Origin of the sequence: Tsukamurella spumae (assembly GCF_012396015.1) — a bacterium.
GTDB classification, from domain to species: domain Bacteria; phylum Actinomycetota; class Actinomycetes; order Mycobacteriales; family Mycobacteriaceae; genus Tsukamurella; species Tsukamurella spumae.
The window spans coordinates 103,038-118,591 of record NZ_JAAXOQ010000007.1 but is presented as its reverse complement, the minus strand read 5'-3'; the positions used below and the strand labels follow the sequence as shown (position 1 = coordinate 118,591).

General features: G+C 70.1%; 19 protein-coding genes. 12 read left to right on the top strand and 7 right to left on the bottom strand.

Annotated elements, in window-relative coordinates; genetic code table 11:
- Nucleotides 1-7: 7 nt before the first annotated feature.
- From HF999_RS07205 to HF999_RS07185, 5 genes are read right to left on the bottom strand one after another with little or no spacing between them, the layout of a single operon-like run.
- Entirely contained in the window at nucleotides 8-583 is a 576-nt protein-coding gene (locus HF999_RS07205) for a hypothetical protein (protein ID WP_168545218.1), read from the bottom strand.
- A complete protein-coding gene (locus HF999_RS07200; protein WP_168545217.1) occupies nucleotides 580-1,164 on the bottom strand; it encodes a hypothetical protein in 585 nt (194 codons plus the stop codon). Before HF999_RS07200 ends, HF999_RS07205 begins: the two co-directional genes overlap by 4 nt.
- A complete protein-coding gene (locus tag HF999_RS07195; RefSeq protein WP_168545216.1) occupies nucleotides 1,161-1,739 on the bottom strand; it encodes a hypothetical protein in 579 nt (192 codons plus the stop codon). Before HF999_RS07195 ends, HF999_RS07200 begins: the two co-directional genes overlap by 4 nt.
- On the bottom strand, nucleotides 1,736-2,317 hold the full coding sequence (locus tag HF999_RS07190) for a hypothetical protein (protein ID WP_168545215.1): 582 nt from the start codon (nucleotides 2,315-2,317) through the stop codon (nucleotides 1,736-1,738). Before HF999_RS07190 ends, HF999_RS07195 begins: the two co-directional genes overlap by 4 nt.
- Entirely contained in the window at nucleotides 2,317-2,919 is a 603-nt protein-coding gene (locus tag HF999_RS07185; protein ID WP_168545214.1) for a hypothetical protein, read from the bottom strand. Before HF999_RS07185 ends, HF999_RS07190 begins: the two co-directional genes overlap by 1 nt.
- Before the next feature lie 92 nt (nucleotides 2,920-3,011).
- Between HF999_RS07185 and HF999_RS07180 the strand changes: the two genes are divergently transcribed.
- From HF999_RS07180 to HF999_RS07165, 4 genes are all read left to right on the top strand, one after another.
- Nucleotides 3,012-3,629 (top strand): TIGR03085 family metal-binding protein, encoded by a 618-nt coding sequence (locus tag HF999_RS07180; RefSeq protein ID WP_168545213.1) that lies wholly within the window; start codon nucleotides 3,012-3,014, stop codon nucleotides 3,627-3,629.
- Nucleotides 3,630-3,703: 74 nt separating this feature from the next.
- Nucleotides 3,704-6,397: an FtsK/SpoIIIE family DNA translocase gene (locus HF999_RS07175; protein WP_210733547.1), complete on the top strand. Its 2,694-nt coding sequence runs from the start codon at nucleotides 3,704-3,706 to the stop codon at nucleotides 6,395-6,397.
- A 142-nt stretch (nucleotides 6,398-6,539) separates the two neighbouring features.
- Nucleotides 6,540-7,565, top strand: coding sequence for a TerC family protein (locus HF999_RS07170; RefSeq protein WP_168545212.1), 1,026 nt, complete (start codon nucleotides 6,540-6,542; stop codon nucleotides 7,563-7,565).
- A gap of 117 nt (nucleotides 7,566-7,682) precedes the next feature.
- The gene (locus tag HF999_RS07165) at nucleotides 7,683-8,573 is read left to right on the top strand and encodes a DUF559 domain-containing protein (protein ID WP_168545211.1); all 891 of its coding nucleotides are present in this window, start codon (nucleotides 7,683-7,685) and stop codon (nucleotides 8,571-8,573) included.
- 9 nt (nucleotides 8,574-8,582) lie between these two features.
- On the opposite strand, the gene HF999_RS07160 is transcribed toward HF999_RS07165, so the two are convergent.
- Nucleotides 8,583-9,308 carry a putative protein N(5)-glutamine methyltransferase gene (locus HF999_RS07160; RefSeq protein WP_168545210.1) on the bottom strand — a complete coding sequence of 242 codons (726 nt, stop codon included), beginning with the start codon at nucleotides 9,306-9,308 and terminating at the stop codon, nucleotides 8,583-8,585.
- Between the two features lie 394 nt (nucleotides 9,309-9,702).
- Here HF999_RS07160 and HF999_RS07155 point away from each other — a divergent pair, with 394 nt between their 5' ends.
- Complete coding sequence (locus HF999_RS07155) at nucleotides 9,703-10,293, top strand: hypothetical protein (RefSeq protein ID WP_168545209.1); 591 nt, start codon at nucleotides 9,703-9,705, stop codon at nucleotides 10,291-10,293.
- Here the strand turns inward: HF999_RS07155 and HF999_RS07150 are convergent.
- Nucleotides 10,290-10,796, bottom strand: a complete 507-nt coding sequence (locus HF999_RS07150) for an amino-acid N-acetyltransferase (protein ID WP_231855582.1) — start codon at nucleotides 10,794-10,796, stop codon at nucleotides 10,290-10,292. The genes HF999_RS07155 and HF999_RS07150 overlap by 4 nt on opposite strands.
- Before the next feature lie 56 nt (nucleotides 10,797-10,852).
- Here HF999_RS07150 and pgsA point away from each other — a divergent pair, with 56 nt between their 5' ends.
- The 7 genes from pgsA (at nucleotide 10,853) to HF999_RS07115 (ending at nucleotide 15,554) form a co-directional block, all read left to right on the top strand.
- Nucleotides 10,853-11,434: a CDP-diacylglycerol--glycerol-3-phosphate 3-phosphatidyltransferase gene (pgsA, locus tag HF999_RS07145; protein ID WP_168545208.1), complete on the top strand. Its 582-nt coding sequence runs from the start codon at nucleotides 10,853-10,855 to the stop codon at nucleotides 11,432-11,434.
- The gene (locus HF999_RS07140) at nucleotides 11,421-11,924 is read left to right on the top strand and encodes a CinA family protein (RefSeq protein WP_168545207.1); all 504 of its coding nucleotides are present in this window, start codon (nucleotides 11,421-11,423) and stop codon (nucleotides 11,922-11,924) included. Before pgsA ends, HF999_RS07140 begins: the two co-directional genes overlap by 14 nt.
- A gap of 27 nt (nucleotides 11,925-11,951) precedes the next feature.
- Nucleotides 11,952-12,227: a helix-turn-helix domain-containing protein gene (locus HF999_RS07135; RefSeq protein WP_068570541.1), complete on the top strand. Its 276-nt coding sequence runs from the start codon at nucleotides 11,952-11,954 to the stop codon at nucleotides 12,225-12,227.
- Nucleotides 12,228-12,391: 164 nt separating this feature from the next.
- Entirely contained in the window at nucleotides 12,392-13,207 is an 816-nt protein-coding gene (pspA, locus tag HF999_RS07130; protein WP_168545206.1) for a phage shock protein PspA, read from the top strand.
- 14 nt (nucleotides 13,208-13,221) lie between these two features.
- On the top strand, nucleotides 13,222-14,100 hold the full coding sequence (gene pspM / locus HF999_RS07125; protein WP_168545205.1) for a phage shock envelope stress response protein PspM: 879 nt from the start codon (nucleotides 13,222-13,224) through the stop codon (nucleotides 14,098-14,100).
- Nucleotides 14,101-14,189: 89 nt separating this feature from the next.
- Nucleotides 14,190-14,360 carry a hypothetical protein gene (locus HF999_RS07120; RefSeq protein ID WP_168545204.1) on the top strand — a complete coding sequence of 57 codons (171 nt, stop codon included), beginning with the start codon at nucleotides 14,190-14,192 and terminating at the stop codon, nucleotides 14,358-14,360.
- A gap of 42 nt (nucleotides 14,361-14,402) precedes the next feature.
- The gene (locus HF999_RS07115) at nucleotides 14,403-15,554 is read left to right on the top strand and encodes a glycosyltransferase (protein WP_168545203.1); all 1,152 of its coding nucleotides are present in this window, start codon (nucleotides 14,403-14,405) and stop codon (nucleotides 15,552-15,554) included.

Sequence of the window (15,554 nt, the reverse complement as noted above, 5' to 3'; positions counted from 1 at the left end):
TTTGGTGCTAGGGCTGTTTCTCGACCTTGGCGATCTGCGCGCGGAACACCTGCCAGAACGTATCGAGGTTCAACGGCTTGTCATCCGGCGACGAGGCGATCACCCCCACCGTCGCACCGCGGACATCGGCCATGCCGGTGACTCGGTGGGCGTTCACCCGAAGGAGCACCGGATCGAGTCGTACCAGGTCGGCCGGGACCGGAAGTCTCGTGGCGTTGGCGGTCTCGCCGCACGCGGAATCCTGAGCTGTGAACTCCGCTGTCGCCGCGCGGCCGAACACGCTCGCGTAGAAGTGCGTGTCCCCGCGCCACGCGTCCGCCTCCACCGCTTGCGCACCCGCCACCGCTCTCTGCAGCGCGTAGGACGCCGTCTCGCACGGTGAGGACCTATTGGGACCGGGGCCGTTCGGGGCGGGCAATGCCGCGATCGGGAAGACCATGTAATCCTTGCTCCCGGAAGGGAGCTCCGCCGCGGTGAGCACGGCGCGGGCCGGGACGACGGGCGCAGCGGACGCGGTCGCCGGGAACGTCGACGCGATCACCGCGCCGACCACGACGGTTGCGAGGGCCCGGTGAGCGGTCATCGTTGCCTCTCGATCTTGGCGATCTGGGTGCGGAACAGTCGCCAGAACGTGTCGTAGTCAGGGGGATTCGGGCTCGCGTCCACCACCACCTGGACGGTGACCCCACGGACCTCGGCCCAGCCGTTCAGCTCTTTGCCGTGCGACGCCGCGCCGGCGATCAGCCGGTATCGGGTGAACTCCGCGGGTGTGCCGATCAATACCGGGATGTCGGCGTTCGGGGTGTTGCGGCAGGCGTCCATCGTGGCGCGGATGGGCGCCACCAGGGCACGGTCGGTCAGTTCCACCGATGCATAGGTCTTGCCCTGGAACGCCATCGCCTCGGTGGATCGCGATCCCGCGGCGGCGCTCATCATGCGCACACCGGCGAGTTCGCAGCCGTCGGTGGTGAGGCCCGATGCCCTGGTCGGCGCGCGATTGACGGTGTGCGTGACCCGGTACGACGCGTCGTTGCCGACGGGGAACTCGGCCGCGGACAGGATCGCTTGGGCCGGATCGACCGGCGCCGCGGCACTCAGTGCGGGAACGGCACCGGCGATCACGAGAGCGAGCGCGCCTGCGGCGGCGGACCGTCGGGCGATCACGGCTGCCGCTCGACCTTGGCAACCTGCGCACGCAGGGTCTGCCAGAAGGTCTCGGCATCGGCGGGACCGCGGTTCTTGGTGGTCGCCGTGACGTTGACGGAGATGCCCCGTAGGTCGACCCATGCCTGCATTTCGTCGGCGTCCCTGAAGACGAACGGACGCAGGCGCGTGAGATCACCTGGGGCGGCGAGCACCGTCGAACGAGCCCTCGGGTCGACCTGGGCCTCGCACGTGGGGAAGCCCTCGGCCATCAGCGCCGCCATGGGACGGTTCACCACGGCGACCTCGACCTCAGTCGTTCCGCGGGTCACTTGGGCGTTGGTCACCTGTGCGCCACCGAGTCGCTCGAACATCGTGCGGATGAATCGCGAGCATGGGGTGTTCGCGTTGTCGGGCTCGTCGAACGGCTTCAACGTCTCGGTCTCGACCTTGTAGCCGGTCGAACCGAGCGGGAATTCGTGGGCGGCAAGAATCGTCCGGGCGGTGTTCACCGGAGCCGCCTGGGCGACGCCGGGAACGACGGCCAGAGTCGCAAGGGCGACCGTGCCGATGACGGAAAGACGTCGCGCGATCACGGCTGCCGCTCCACCTTGGCGACCTGTGCACGGACGAGCTGCCAGAACGCGGCCGGGTCGGCGGGTGTGGCGGACGTGCCGCTGACCTGGACGCCGACGGACGCGCCGCGGACCTCGACGACGGCGATCAGAGTCTGGTTGTCGCCGGTGCTGACCGTGAAGCCCTGGTGGCGGCTCAGGTCGGCCGGAAGTGGCTTCACGATCGCGCGGGTGCCATAGCGCAGCTTCGCCGAACACGTCGTGATCACACCACGCATCACGGTGGCCATCGGACGCTCGATGACACTCGTCTCGAGGTCGAGTGCACCGCGGCGGGCCTTGGCGTCGGTGCTGTGGGCACCTGCGAGGGCCTTGTCGACGCGGTGTTCCGCAGCCCCGCACGCGGTGTCGGAGATCAGCTCTCCGGCCGGCTCGCCGACCTCTGACCGGACGGAGTACCCGGTCGAACCCGCCGGGAACTCGTTGGCGGCCAGAACGGCGCGGGCCGGAACCACCGGAGCCGCCTGCGCGACCGCAGGCAGGCCGGCGAGGGCGAGGAAGGTCACCGTCGAACCGACCAGAACGTGACGGGCGCGCATCAGCGGGCCGCCTGCACCTTCTGGATCTGCGCGCGGAACACCTGCCAGAACTTGCCGGCGTTGGCGGGGGTGTCGGACATGCCGCGGACGAGGACGTTGACCGTGCGGCCGTTGACGTCGGCGGCGCCCTCGATGGTGGAGTTGGTCTTGCCCCCGTACGTGATGACCGCGGGGTTGTAGCGCGCGAGGTCACCGGGGACGGCGAGCTCGGCGACCCGGCCGGAGCAGGCCTGCGCCATCGAGCGCCACAGGCCGCCCTGCATCGGGGAGATTACGATACTGACCATGGAGGAGTAGCCGTTGCGGGCGGCGGCGCCGGCGTTCTGTGCGGAAGCGGTCGCGGCGTTGAGCCGGTTCGCAGCGTCGACGCACGGCTGCGGAGCGCCCGCCTTGATGTTGATGGCGCTACCGGTGAGTCGACCGGCGCGGTAGTCGGTGGAGCCGGCCGGGAACTGCGCCTGCGTCAGCACCAGGTCGTTGTTCGTCGGGGCCGCGGAGGCGGCGGGGGCGGCGAGTGTCGCGCCCGCAGCGACGGTGGCGAGGATCGCGGTCGCCGAGGCGACCCGCGTACGGATTGAGGTCTGCGTGGTCTTCGCAATCATGCGCGAAGTATACGACAGTGCATCTTCATTTCACTACAGAAGCGTGTGTGTGCGGCGCGGTGCCGGCCGGTCGGGGGCGATAGGGTGGCGACGTGAAACCTGCTCGCTTGCAGCGCGCTGCACTCGTCGACGCGGCCCGTGCCGCCGGTCCCGACGCCCCCACGCTCTGTGGGGAGTGGACGGTGCGTGAGCTGCTCGCCCATCTCGTCCTGCGCGAGGGGAGGCTCGACGCCACGGCGGGCATCATGATCCCGCCGCTCGCGGGCCACACCGAGCGGGTCCAGGCGAGCATCGCCGCTCGACCCTTCGATGAGCTCCTGGCCACGGTCGCAGGCGGGCCACCCCGGTTCTCGCCGTTCCGGCTCGTCGACGAGCAGGCGAACCTCGGCGAGTACTTCGTGCACGCCGAGGACATCCGCCGTGCCGCGCCCGGCTGGACGCCGCGCCCCCTCGATGTGCGCGTCCAGCACGGTCTGACCTCCGTGGTCGCGCGGATCGCGCGGTTGACGCTGCGCGGCGCGCCGCTGCGGATCAGCCTCACGACGGAGACCGGCACGGTCGCGACCGTCGGGCGCGGACCCGAGGTGGCCGTCATCGGGGCGATCGGCGAGGTGACGATGTGGGCCTTCGGGCGCGACGAGGCGCTCGTCACCTTCGAGGGCGCCGATGCCGACATCGATCTGCTCGGCTCCGTCGTCCGTTCCATGTAGCGACCCGCCGTACTCGCTGCTGTTACATGTGTGGCACTTGATACAGATGGGGTTACTGTCGATAGACTGCCCCCATGGCATCGAAGACCACCAGCCGCGCGCAGTCGGGCAATCGCGCCGCCACCTCCCGCGGTTCCGCCCGTGGCGGCAGCCGCGCGGCGAGCCCGACGCGCAGCAGGCAGGCGGCTCCGCGTACCCGTGCCAAGCAGGGCGGCGCGGGGGCGACGAAGAGCTCCGGGGTCGCGTCGGCGGCCGGTAGGGGAGTGGGGCGCGGCCTCGGTGCCGGCTGGAGACTGCTGGCCAGGGGCGTCGGTGGGGCCGTCCGCACCGGACGCGGACCCGACGATGCCGCCGCTCCCGCTGTGACCGGGGAGACGCCCCGTCCGACCCATTCGCGCGACGGATTGGCGCTGGCGCTGTTCGCCGTCGCGATCATCCTCGGCGCGGCGGTGTACTTCGACGCCGGCGGGCCCGTCGGCTCCTTCTTCTCCACCGGCGTGCGCGCCGTCGTCGGCTGGTTCGCGCTGCTCGTGCCGCCGCTCGCGATCGCGCTCGGCGTGATCATGATGCGGCGCCCCGACAATCCGTCCGCACACGTGCGGCACCGCGTCGGCGGCGCGCTCATCGTGCTGTCCTTCCTCGGCCTGCTGCACATCGGCGCGGGCGGACCGTCGACCTTCGACGGCCGGTGCGCCGCCGGAGGATACCTCGGGTACGTCGTGGGCGGCCCGCTCACCGACGGCTTCACCGCGTGGATCTCGGTCCCGCTGCTCGTGCTGGTCGCCGCGTTCGGGCTGCTGCTGGTCAGCGGGATGACGGTGCGTGAAATCGTCGACCGGCTCAAGTTCTACTTCGGCGTCGACATGCACGCGCAGTACGGCGACGAGGAGCCGTGGGACGAGGGCAGGGCGACCTCCGACGACGATCTGGACTCGCCGTTCGCGTTCGACTCCGGCGCCGGAGACACGGCGACGCGAGCACTGTCGCCGTACGGCGATCCGTACGACAACTACCCGGCCGACCCCGAGCCGCCGACGCCCGGCCGAGGCCGTCGCCGGAAGGCGTCGGAGGCGGCACCGTCGGGCGAGGAGGCACCGTCGGACCAGGTGACCGCACCGATCACCCCCGAGCCCGCGCCGTCGGAGGAGCCGACGGTGGAGGTGCCCCCGGCACCGAAGCCGCGCCGCGCCGCGGCCGCGGTCAAGGACCACACGCCCCCGCCCGTGCCGAAGACGGAGGAGTTCACTGTCGCGCGGACGATCGACAGCGAGGACTACGTCCTGCCCCCGGCGGACCTGCTCATCGAGGGCGAGCCCGCCAAGGCCGGGACCAGCGCCAACGACGCGATGATCGACGCGATCACCGGCGTCATGGAGCAGTTCAAGATCGACGCGGCCGTCACGGGCTACACCCGCGGCCCGACGGTGACCCGGTACGAGCTCGAGCTCGGTCCCGGTGTGAAGGTGGAGAAGGTCACCCAGCTGCACCGCAACATCTCCTACGCCGTCGCGACCGACAACGTGCGGCTGCTCGCGCCGATCCCCGGCAAGTCCGCCGTGGGCATCGAGGTGCCGAACACCGACCGCGAGATGGTCCGGCTGGCGGACGTGCTCGCCGCGGACAACACGCGCAAGGACACGCACCCGCTGGTCATCGGGCTCGGCAAGGACATCGAGGGCGAGATGGTCAACGCCAACCTCGCCAAGATGCCCCACCTGCTCGTGGCGGGCTCGACGGGCTCCGGCAAGTCGAGCTTCGTCAACTCCATGCTGGTCTCGCTGCTCGCCCGCGCCACGCCGGACGAGGTGCGGATGATCCTCATCGACCCGAAGATGGTCGAGCTGACGCCCTACGAGGGCATCCCGCACCTGATCACGCCCATCATCACCGACCCCAAGAAGGCCGCCGCGGCGCTGTCCTGGCTGGTCGAGGAGATGGAGCAGCGGTACAAGGACATGCAGGCCTCGCGCGTGCGGCACATCGACGACTTCAACCGGAAGGTGAAGTCCGGCGAGATCACCACGCCGCTGGGGTCGGAGCGGGTCTACCGGCCCTACCCGTACATCGTCGCCATCGTCGACGAGCTCGCCGACCTGATGATGACCGCCCCGCGCGATGTCGAGGAGGCGATCGTCCGGATCACGCAGAAGGCCCGCGCCGCTGGCATCCACCTGGTGCTCGCGACGCAGCGCCCGTCAGTCGACGTCGTGACGGGCCTGATCAAGACCAACGTGCCCTCGCGCCTGGCGTTCGCGACCTCGTCACTCACGGACTCGCGGGTCATCCTCGATCAGCCCGGCGCGGAGAAGCTCATCGGTATGGGCGACGCGCTGTTCCTGCCCATGGGCGGCAAGACCACCCGCATGCAGGGCGCGTTCATCACCGACGAGGAGATCGCGTCGATCGTCGACTTCGTGCGCACGCAGGCGGAGCCCGAGTACGCGAACGGCGTCACCGAGACCAAGGTCGAGAAGAAGGACGTCGACCCGGACATCGGCGACGATCTGGACGTCTTCCTGCAGGCCGTCGAGCTGGTCGTGTCCTCGCAGTTCGGTTCGACCTCGATGCTGCAGCGCAAGCTCCGCGTCGGGTTCGCGAAGGCCGGGCGACTCATGGATCTCATGGAGACCCGCGACATCGTCGGGCCGTCCGAGGGGTCGAAGGCGCGCGACGTACTGGTCACGCCCGACGAGCTCCCCGGGCTGCTGCTCGTCCTGCGGGGCGGCGGCGATACCTCCGAGCCGATCGAGGACGAGCTGGACTTCTGATAGTCTCGGCATCGCATGCGTGAGGGGAGTATCCCGCTCGCGGCGTGAACGTCAACACGGTGGACCGATGTCCACCCGGGCACGCCGAACCTGCTCGGGCAGGTGGGGAGAGACCTCCGGATCTGTACCGGAGGTGTATGCAATGCACGTTTCTGCGCTCGTCTGGATCATCTCGATCCTGGTCGTCCTGGGATTGTTCGTCTTCGACTTCTACAGTCACGTCCGAACGCCGCACGAGCCCTCCCTCAAGGAATCCGGCTTCTGGTCGGCGGTGTACATCGGGCTGGCCGCACTGTTCGGGCTCGGTGTGTGGGCGGTGTCCGGCGCGAGGTACGGCGGGGAGTTCTTCGCGGGGTTCGTCACCGAGAAGGCGCTCTCGGTGGACAATCTGTTCGTCTTCGTCATCATCATGGCGAAGTTCGCGGTGCCTCGGATCTACCAGCAGAAGGTCCTGCTGATCGGCATCGTGCTGGCTCTCGTCATGCGCGCCGGTTTCATCGCCGTCGGCGCCGCCGCGATCTCCGCGTACTCCTGGGTGTTCTACATCTTCGGCGCGTTCCTGCTGTACACGGCGATCAAGCTGGTTCGCGAGGCGTCGTCCGACGAGGGGCCGATCGAGGACGAGAAGGAGCGCGAGGGCCGCGTCGCCGCGCTGTTCAAGAAGATCGTCCCCACCACCGAGCAGTACGACGGCGACCGCCTCGTGACCCGCATCGATGGCAAGAAGGTCGCGACGCCGCTGCTCCTGGCCCTGGTCGTCATCGGCTTCACCGACGTCCTCTTCGCCCTCGACTCGATTCCCGCGATCTACGGCCTGACTCAGGAGCCCTACCTGGTGTTCATGGCGAACGCCTTCGCGTTGATGGGTCTGCGCCAGCTGTACTTCCTCATCGGCGGCCTGCTCGACCGGCTGGTCTACCTCTCGTACGGTCTGTCGATCGTCCTCGGGTTCATCGGCGTCAAACTGGTGCTGCACGCCCTGCACGAGAACACGCTGCCCTTCATCAACGGCGGACAGCACATCGCGGTGCCGGAGATCTCCACCGGGCTGTCGCTGTGCGTGATCCTCGGCGTTCTCGTCATCACGACCGTCGCGTCGTTGGTGAAGTCGAAGGGGGACGAGCGGAAGGCGCTGTCGGGCGGCGGTTCGGGCACCGATTCGAACTGAGTGCGGCGGGACCATCGTCTCGCGGAATTCCTGTGCACCGTTGATCAACTCTCAGTTGATCAACGGTGCACACGTGCGCAGCCGGAACGCCGCAGGACCCTGGTGCGTCCAATTGATGTGGGGGAATCCGAGCTTCGACGGCTGATCGCGGATCAGGACGGCGTCGTCACGATCGCGCAGTGCCACGAACACGGTCTCACGGCGCAGGCCGTCCATGCCCGCGTGAAGTCCGAACGCTGGTCACCCCTGGCGCGCGGCGTGTACCTGTCCGCGGAGCACCATTTCACCGACGCGGCCCGGATCCGTGCGGCCGTCGCCCTGACCGGAGGCACGGTCGACGCGGCGACCGCCCTGTTCTGGCACGGACTGGTCCCTGAGGCACCGCTTCCGACCACGGTCTCCGTGCCGAGGTCGAGGCATCGCACGCCGACCTTCCTCGCACCGCTCGAACTGCACCGACGTGACCTCCTCGACGCCGACGTCGAGGAGCTTCGCGGCCTCCGGATCACGCGCCGACCGCTGACACTGCTCGACTGCGTGGGGGTGCGGAGCGATGCCACCGCACTCCTCGACAGGGCCCTGCAGACCGGCGACGTCACCGTGCCGAGTCTGCGCGCAGCGCTCGAGCGCAATGCCGGCCGACACGGCATGGCGGAGGCCCGGCGCGTCGTGGAGGTCGTCGAGTCCGACACGGAGTCGGAGGCGGAACGCGAGTTCGCCGACCTGATGCTCGCCGAGGGGATCAGCGGTTGGGAGACCCAGTTGCCGATCGGCCGGTACCGCGCCGATTTCACCTGGCCGGAGGAGCAGCTGGTGGTGGAGGTGGACGGGTGGGCCTTCCACAAGGACGCCGTCCGGTTCCAACGCGATCACGACAAGCGCAACGACTTCGCCCGCCGCGGCCTCACCGTCCTCGCCTTCACCTGGCACGACGTCGTCAACGATCCCGTCGGGACCGTCGAGGCCGTGGTCGCAGTGCTCCGCGAGCGCCGGGGCGCGGCGTCCTGACGGTGCGGATCAGGGCATGACGCCGACGGCCACCGTCGCCTGCCGCTCGTCGTCGATCTCGATGTGCGTCTGCAGGCCCACGGCCCGCATCGCCGCGATCGTGTACGTGGCCTGCTGTCGACCGGTCTCGATGACGACGCGCCCGCCGGAGCGGAGCCATCTCGGTGCGTCCCGCACGATCCGACGGTGCAGCGCGAGACCGTCCGGGCCGCCGTCCAGCGCGCGATGGGGCTCTCTGTCGCGGGCTTCCGCCGGCATCGTCGCGATCGCGGCGGTCGGCACGTACGGCGCGTTCGCCGCGATCACGTCGACGGTGCCGCGCAGTGCGCCCGGCAGGGGCGCGTACAGATCACCGACGAGGATCGTCGCCGTCGGTGCGTTGCGCGCCGCGTACTCGGCGGCGGTGCGGTCGATGTCCACGCCGTACGCCTTGGCCGAGGCCGCGGTCGACACGACGGGGCCCACACCGCAGCACAGGTCGACGAGCATTCCGGTGCCGTCCGCCAGTTCGGAGAGTAGTTCCGTGCGTCGCCGGGGGACGAACACGCCCGGACCGATCCGGAGCCGCCGCCCGCGGAACTCGACCCAGCCGAGGAGGTGCTCGAGCGGCTCGCCGGCGCACCGTCGGCGGACGAGGGCCTCCAGCTCGTCGCCGGACGCGGCGTCGGTCAGCAGCGCCGCTTCGCGTTCGGCGAACACGCACCCCGCCGCACGCAGTTCGCCGATGATATCCACCGGGGAAGTCAATCACGGCTGTGCGCGATTCACCACACTCCGCCGACCCGGGTACGGGCTGGTTCACGCCAGTGATATCCGTCGTCCGAACAGATGAATCCACATCCGCCGCGAGGCGTACACCGCGGTCCGGGGCTATCCTGCCGTCGGCGCCGGTGACGACCGGCGGGACGGGGATTCGCCGATGTACGGACAGCCACAGGGGCCGAGCATGCCGCCCTATGTTCCCGTGGGTTCTCCGGTCGGGCCGAGACCTCCGAAGCCCGGTCCGACGGGGACAGGGGTCGCCATCGCGTCCGCGGCGGTCCCGGTGGTGTTCGTTCTCGGGATCTGGCTGATCCGCTTCCTGTGGAAGCAGTGGTACCCGGGTCAATGGGTCGCGACGTTGTCGTATGTGGCATTGGACTTGCTTCTCGTCGGCTATCTGTTCGTCGCAGGCCGCGGCACCACCGGCAAGTTGCTCGGCGGTGGTCTAGCTGTTCTTGCGATGCTCATCGATCTCGTCGTGGAGGTCGTTTTCACCGCGACGTCGGGCTGGCCGAGCTGGTTCGACTACCTGGGATACGCGAGCGGCGTCCTCACCACGGTGTTGGTGGTGGCGGCATGGGGATGCGCACGGCGCATCGGCGTGCTGTGGACGATCTCCATCCCCATCAGTGCGATCATGTGGGCCGTGTGGACCTTCGGGATCATCAAGCTCCCGATGTTCGAGTTCAGCGCGGGGGACGACTCGTTCGCGCGGCTCTACGTGTGGTCGCCGCTCCGCGTCCTGATCGTGTGGGCGATCCCGATTCTCATCGGCTGGGGCCTCGAACTGCTGACCCGGACCGCCCCGTCGGCCGCCCCGCCGGGACCGGGAGCACCCCGGACGCCTCGCCCCGTCACACCGGCACCCCCGCAGCCCCAGCAGGGCCACTGGCAGTGGCACCCGGGACCACCGCAGGCACCACAGCAGCCGCCGAGTTACCCGCCTCGGCGCGACTAGAGAGTCACGAGCATGCGGGTGTTGCCGAGGGTGTTGGGCTTGACGTACGACAGGTCGAGGAACTCGGCGACGCCCTCGTCGTAGCTGCGGCACAGCTCGTTGTAGACCTCGGCGCTCACGGGCGTCCCGTCGATCTCCTGGAAGCCGTGCCGGCCGAAGAACTCGGTCTCGAAGGTCAGGACGAACACCCGGTGCAGTTCCAGCGACCGGGCCTCGTCGAGCAACCGCGCGACCATCTTGTGGCCGATCCCGTGCCCCTTCACGGTCGGGTTCACCGCGAGGGTGCGGATCTCGCCCAGGTCCGACCACAGCACGTGCAGCGCGCCGCAGCCGACGATCTCGCCGTCCACCTCGTACACCCAGAACTCCTGCACGGACTCGTACAGGGTGACCAGGTTCTTCTCGAGCAGGATCTTGCCGGCGTACACGTCGATGAGGCGCTTGATCCCGGGGACGTCGGAGGTCCGGGCGCGGCGTAGCACGTCGTCGTGGTCGGTGGTCACGGACGAAACTGTAGCGCGCACGGCCGCGGATTCCGCGTACCGATAGGGTGATCGTTGTGAGTGCAACGGACGGCGTGCAGCATCCCGCGAGCACACCCGTTTCGAACGTCAACATCGCGAACGGGTTGACGGTGCTCCGGATCGTACTCGTGCCGGTGTTCCTGGCGGCCCTGTTCGTCGACGGCGGCCATTCGACACCGTGGCGCTGGGTCGCCTTCGCAGTGTTCGCGGTCGCGATGATCACCGACCGCGTCGACGGCCAGATCGCGCGCCGCTACGGCCTGATCACCGACTTCGGCAAGCTCATGGACCCGATCGCCGACAAGGCGCTCACCGGTGCGGCCTTCGTCGGATTGTCCGTGCTCGGTGAGCTTCCCTGGTGGATCACGCTGGTGATCCTGGCCCGGGAGTTCGGCATCACCGCCTTCCGGTTCGCCGTCATCCGCGACGGCGTGATCCCGGCGAGCCGCGGCGGGAAGCTCAAGACCCTCCTGCAGACCATCGCGATCGGCCTCTACCTCATGCCCCTGCCGGACTGGATGGACCTCCCGAGCCAGATCGCGATGGGCGCGGCGCTGCTGGTGACCGTCGGGACGGGTGTCGACTACCTCGTGGGCTGGTGGCGTGCCCGGCGCTGATGCCGCAGGCCTCGTCGCGGCGCTCGCCGAGCGCGGCGAGACCGTCGCGTCCGCCGAGTCCCTCACCGCCGGGCTCTTCGCCGCCACGATCGCCGACGTGCCCGGCGCCAGCGCGGTGCTCCGCGGCGGACTCATCGTCTACGCGACCGACCTCAAGGCGAGCCTCGCGGGCGTACCGTCGGGCGACCTGGAACGCAACGGGCCCGTCCATCCCGACACCGCGCGTGCCCTGGCCGACGGTGCGCGCTCGCGCTGCGGTGCGGATTGGGGCGTCGGGCTGACCGGCGTGGCCGGACCGGCCGAGCAGGACGGCGTGCCCGTCGGCACCGTCTACCTGGGGATATCCGGGCCGACCGGCACGACCGTCACTCCACTCGCCCTCGACGGTGACCGCGCCGCGGTCCGGCGCGGGGCGGTCGACGCGGCCGTGCGGGAGCTGACCGAGCGTGTTTCGGCGATCCGGGAACCATCCGGACCGCTCCGGCGTTGACTGAACAAGATCAAGACGGAGGTGAGCATGGCTCTACTGCTTCGCGAGGCGATCGGGGAGAACCTGCGTAAGACGCGGGTCCGCCAGAGTCGCACGCTGCGCGACGTTTCGTCGTCGGCACAGGTCAGTCTCGGCTACCTGTCGGAGGTCGAGCGCGGCCAGAAGGAGGCGTCCAGCGAGCTGCTGGCCGCCATCTGCGGCGCGCTGGCCGTCGAGGTGGCCGACGTGGTGGCACAGGCGAGTGTGTCGATGCGTCCGATCCCCACGATGGTGATCCCGGCGCCCGCACTCGCCGCGGCCTGACCTTGAGATGGGGTATCCGCGGATTCGGGGAAATCCCCGGACCCGCGGATCAGGGCGGCGCGCCCGACCCAATACCCGATAGATTGGTGAACACGAGTCCGGCGTCGCCGGGCGGCCGGACGTTGATTCGGCGATGAACGCATCGAGGCGGAGGAGAACTGACGATGGCTAACCCGTTCGTCAAGGGGTGGCGCTACCTGATGGCGCTGTTCAACGCGAAGATCGACGAGAACGCCGATCCCAAGGTTCAGATCCAGCAGGCGATCGAGGACGCACAGCGGCAGCACCAGGCTCTCTCGCAGCAGGCCGCGGCGGTCATCGGCAATCAGCGCCAGCTGGAGATGAAGCTGAACCGGCAGCTGGCGGAGGTGGAGAAGCTCTCCGCCAACACGCGCCAGGCGGTGCAGCTGGCCGACCAGGCGACCGCTGCCGGTGACGCCGCCAAGGCCACCGAGTACACCAACGCTGCGGAGGCCTTCGCCGCACAGCTGGTCACGGCGGAGCAGAGCGTCGAGGACCTCAAGGGCTTGCACGACCAGTCTCTGCAGGCCGCCGGCCAGGCCAAGCGCGCCGTCGAGCAGAACGCGATGCAGCTGCAGCAGAAGCTCGCCGAGCGCACCAAGCTGCTCAGCCAGCTCGAGCAGGCCAAGATGCAGGAGCAGGTCTCGGCATCGCTGAACCAGATGGGCCAGCTCGCCGCGCCCGGCAATACCCCCAACCTGGACGAGGTCCGCGAGAAGATCGAGCGGCGCTACGCCAACGCCCTCGGCTCTACCGAGCTCGCGCAGAACTCGGTCCAGGGCCGCATGGCCGAGGTCCAGCAGGCCACCGTGCAGATGGCCGGCCACTCGCGCCTCGAGCAGATCCGCGCGTCCATGCAGGCCAGCGGTCAGATCGCCGGCGCTCCCGCGGCCCCGCAGGCAGCGCCCGCGCCGCAGGCCCCGCAGCAGGTGCCGAACCCGGACCTGCAGAATCCCTGAACCAGCGAGGAACCATGACTGACCAGCGAGGCCGCTACCGCACCGACTTCTCGGCGGTGGCGGCCTCCGCTGGTCGGATGGCGGCCTCCGCGATCACGGCGGCGTCCGCGGCGATGGACAACGCCGCCCGCGCCGCCGACGAGGCGCGCGACAGGGCGGCCCGCCGGAAGGACCCCAAGGCCGCCCACCAACGATCGATCACGCGGGCTCGGCACACCGTGAACGGATGGGCCGCCACCACCTCCACGTCGGCGGTGGTCGCCGTGGGCGGCTTCGCCACCGCGGCCCCCGTCGTCGGCGGTACCGCTACCGCGGTCACGGCGGCCATCGCCGTCCCCGCGGCCTACGCGGTCCGGAAGCTGCGACGCCTGCGCCGCACCCCGGCCCCGCCGCGCACCTACGCGCGGCGCGCGCTTCCCGCCCGTTCCTCGGCGCTGCACCAGCCCGTGCGCGCCCTCGCCGAGTCCGAGCAGGAGTTCCTCGCGTTGATGGCCGTGCTGTCGCGGTCCGGCGCCCTGCCGCCCGACGCGCTCAGCGAGCTCGACGACGACGCGGAGGCCTCGGCCGACGCCATCGCCTCCTACGCGGAGCAGCTGGCCGATCTCGAGCGGGTCGTCGCCGGTGGCGGCGCGTCCGCCGCGTACCTGCGCGAGACCTTCGACGAGGGGCGTGCCAGCCTCGACGAGGGCGTCGACGCGTATCGGGAGATGGTCCGGTCCGCCGCGACGACGGTGGCCGCCGCGCGCCGATCGCTCGGCTCGCCCGCCCGGTTCGACGAGCTCAGCATGGCCACGCCGCGCTTGCAGGAGACCGCGGAGCGGCTGCGGGCGTGGGCCTACGGCATCGCGGCACTGCCCGCCGTGCCGTCAGGGTATTCCCCCAAATCTCCCTGAAACCCCTGTTCAGAGGGTGACTTTCGATGCCGTCGGGAGCATGGTGGAAGAAGGAAGAACTCCACGGAAATCCTCGAAAGGTGCTCGCAATGTTCTGGAAGATCCTCGGCGCCATCGTCGTCATCTGGCTCGCCCTGATGGTGGCCTCGGCGATCATCAAGTCCCTGTTCCCGCTGGCGATCATCGCGCTCGTCGTCATCGGTATCGTCACTGTGGTCAAGTGGCTGGGATCCGGGAAGAAGACCACCAGCACGTTCTGACGTGCGGCGCGCCCGGCGCCCGCCGTCGCGGGAGGAGTGCGGGTGCGCGTAGCGATCGTCGCGGGATCGGAGGCCGGGCATGCGCTGCCCGGCCTCGCGCTCGCTCTTCGCCTGATCGACGCCGGACACGTACCCGTCGTGTTCACCGGCCGGCAGTGGTCGGAGGTCGGGGTCCGGTACGGCGTCGACACGCGCGAGCTGCCGGGCCTGGCGGCACGCCCCGGCGACGACGACGAGGACGCGGGTGCGAAGATCCACGCCCGCGCCGCGTACATCGGGACGCGCGTGCTGCCGGAGATCGAGGAGTTCGACGCCGACCTCGTGGTGGCGGACATCCTCACCCCGGGCGGCGGCATGGCCGCCGAGCTGCTGGGCCTGCCGTGGCTCGAACTCAGCCCGCACCCGCTGTACCTGTCCTCGAAGGGCCTGCCGCCGATCGGATCGGGTCTCGCCCCCGCGCAGACGCCCCGCGAACACCTGCGCGACGCCGTGCTCCGCGCGTTCACCGCCCGCGACCTGCGCAACGGCCGGCGCCAGCGGGAGGCCGCCCGCGCCGGGATCGGCCTGGCTCCGCTCGACCCCGGCCCGGACGGTCGTCTCGTCGCCACCATCCCCGCCCTCGAACTGCCCCGCCCGGACTGGCCCGCGCACACGCACCTCGTCGGACCGCTCACGCTGGAGCCGACCGACGCGCTGTGCCCCGTCCCCGAGGGATCCGGTCCCGTGGTGATGGTGGCACCGTCGACCGCGGCGACGGGGGAGCAGAACCTGGCGCAGGTGGCCGTCGACGGGCTCCGGGGGGCCGGCGTGCGGGTCGCGGTCAGCGGCCTGCACCCGCCCGTCTTCGACGGTGAGCCCTGGGTCGCCAGTGGATTCGGCCGGCAGGACCGGCTCGTCGCGCAGGCCGATGCCGTCATCTGCGGCGGCGGGCACGGCATGCTGACCAAGGCGCTCACCGCCGGGCGGCCCGTCGTGGTGGTCCCCGGCGGCGGCGACCAGTGGGAGCTCGCGAACCGTGTCGTGCGGCAGGGGAGCGGCGTGCTGGTCCGGCCCGCGACCCCGGAGAAGATCCGCGACGGGGTGCGCCGCGTCCTGGACGATCCGTCGTTCGCGCGCGCCGCCCGCGCGGCCGCGAGTAGCGCGCACCGCGTGGCCGACCCAGTGGTGGTGTGCGAGACGATCGCGCATCGGTAG

What these genes read in the sequence shown, in the direction of transcription:
- HF999_RS07205 (WP_168545218.1), bottom strand. Translation starts at nt 583, where the DNA reads ATGACCGCTCACCGGGCCCTCGCAACCGTCGTGGTCGGCGCGGTGATC.
- HF999_RS07190 (WP_168545215.1), bottom strand. Translation starts at nt 2,317, where the DNA reads ATGCGCGCCCGTCACGTTCTGGTCGGTTCGACGGTGACCTTCCTCGCC.
- HF999_RS07185 (WP_168545214.1), bottom strand. Translation starts at nt 2,919, where the DNA reads ATGATTGCGAAGACCACGCAGACCTCAATCCGTACGCGGGTCGCCTCG.
- HF999_RS07175 (WP_210733547.1), top strand. Translation starts at nt 3,704, where the DNA reads ATGGCATCGAAGACCACCAGCCGCGCGCAGTCGGGCAATCGCGCCGCC.
- HF999_RS07170 (WP_168545212.1), top strand. Translation starts at nt 6,540, where the DNA reads ATGCACGTTTCTGCGCTCGTCTGGATCATCTCGATCCTGGTCGTCCTG.
- HF999_RS07135 (WP_068570541.1), top strand. Translation starts at nt 11,952, where the DNA reads ATGGCTCTACTGCTTCGCGAGGCGATCGGGGAGAACCTGCGTAAGACG.
- pspA (WP_168545206.1), top strand. Translation starts at nt 12,392, where the DNA reads ATGGCTAACCCGTTCGTCAAGGGGTGGCGCTACCTGATGGCGCTGTTC.
- pspM (WP_168545205.1), top strand. Translation starts at nt 13,222, where the DNA reads ATGACTGACCAGCGAGGCCGCTACCGCACCGACTTCTCGGCGGTGGCG.
- HF999_RS07120 (WP_168545204.1), top strand. Translation starts at nt 14,190, where the DNA reads ATGTTCTGGAAGATCCTCGGCGCCATCGTCGTCATCTGGCTCGCCCTG.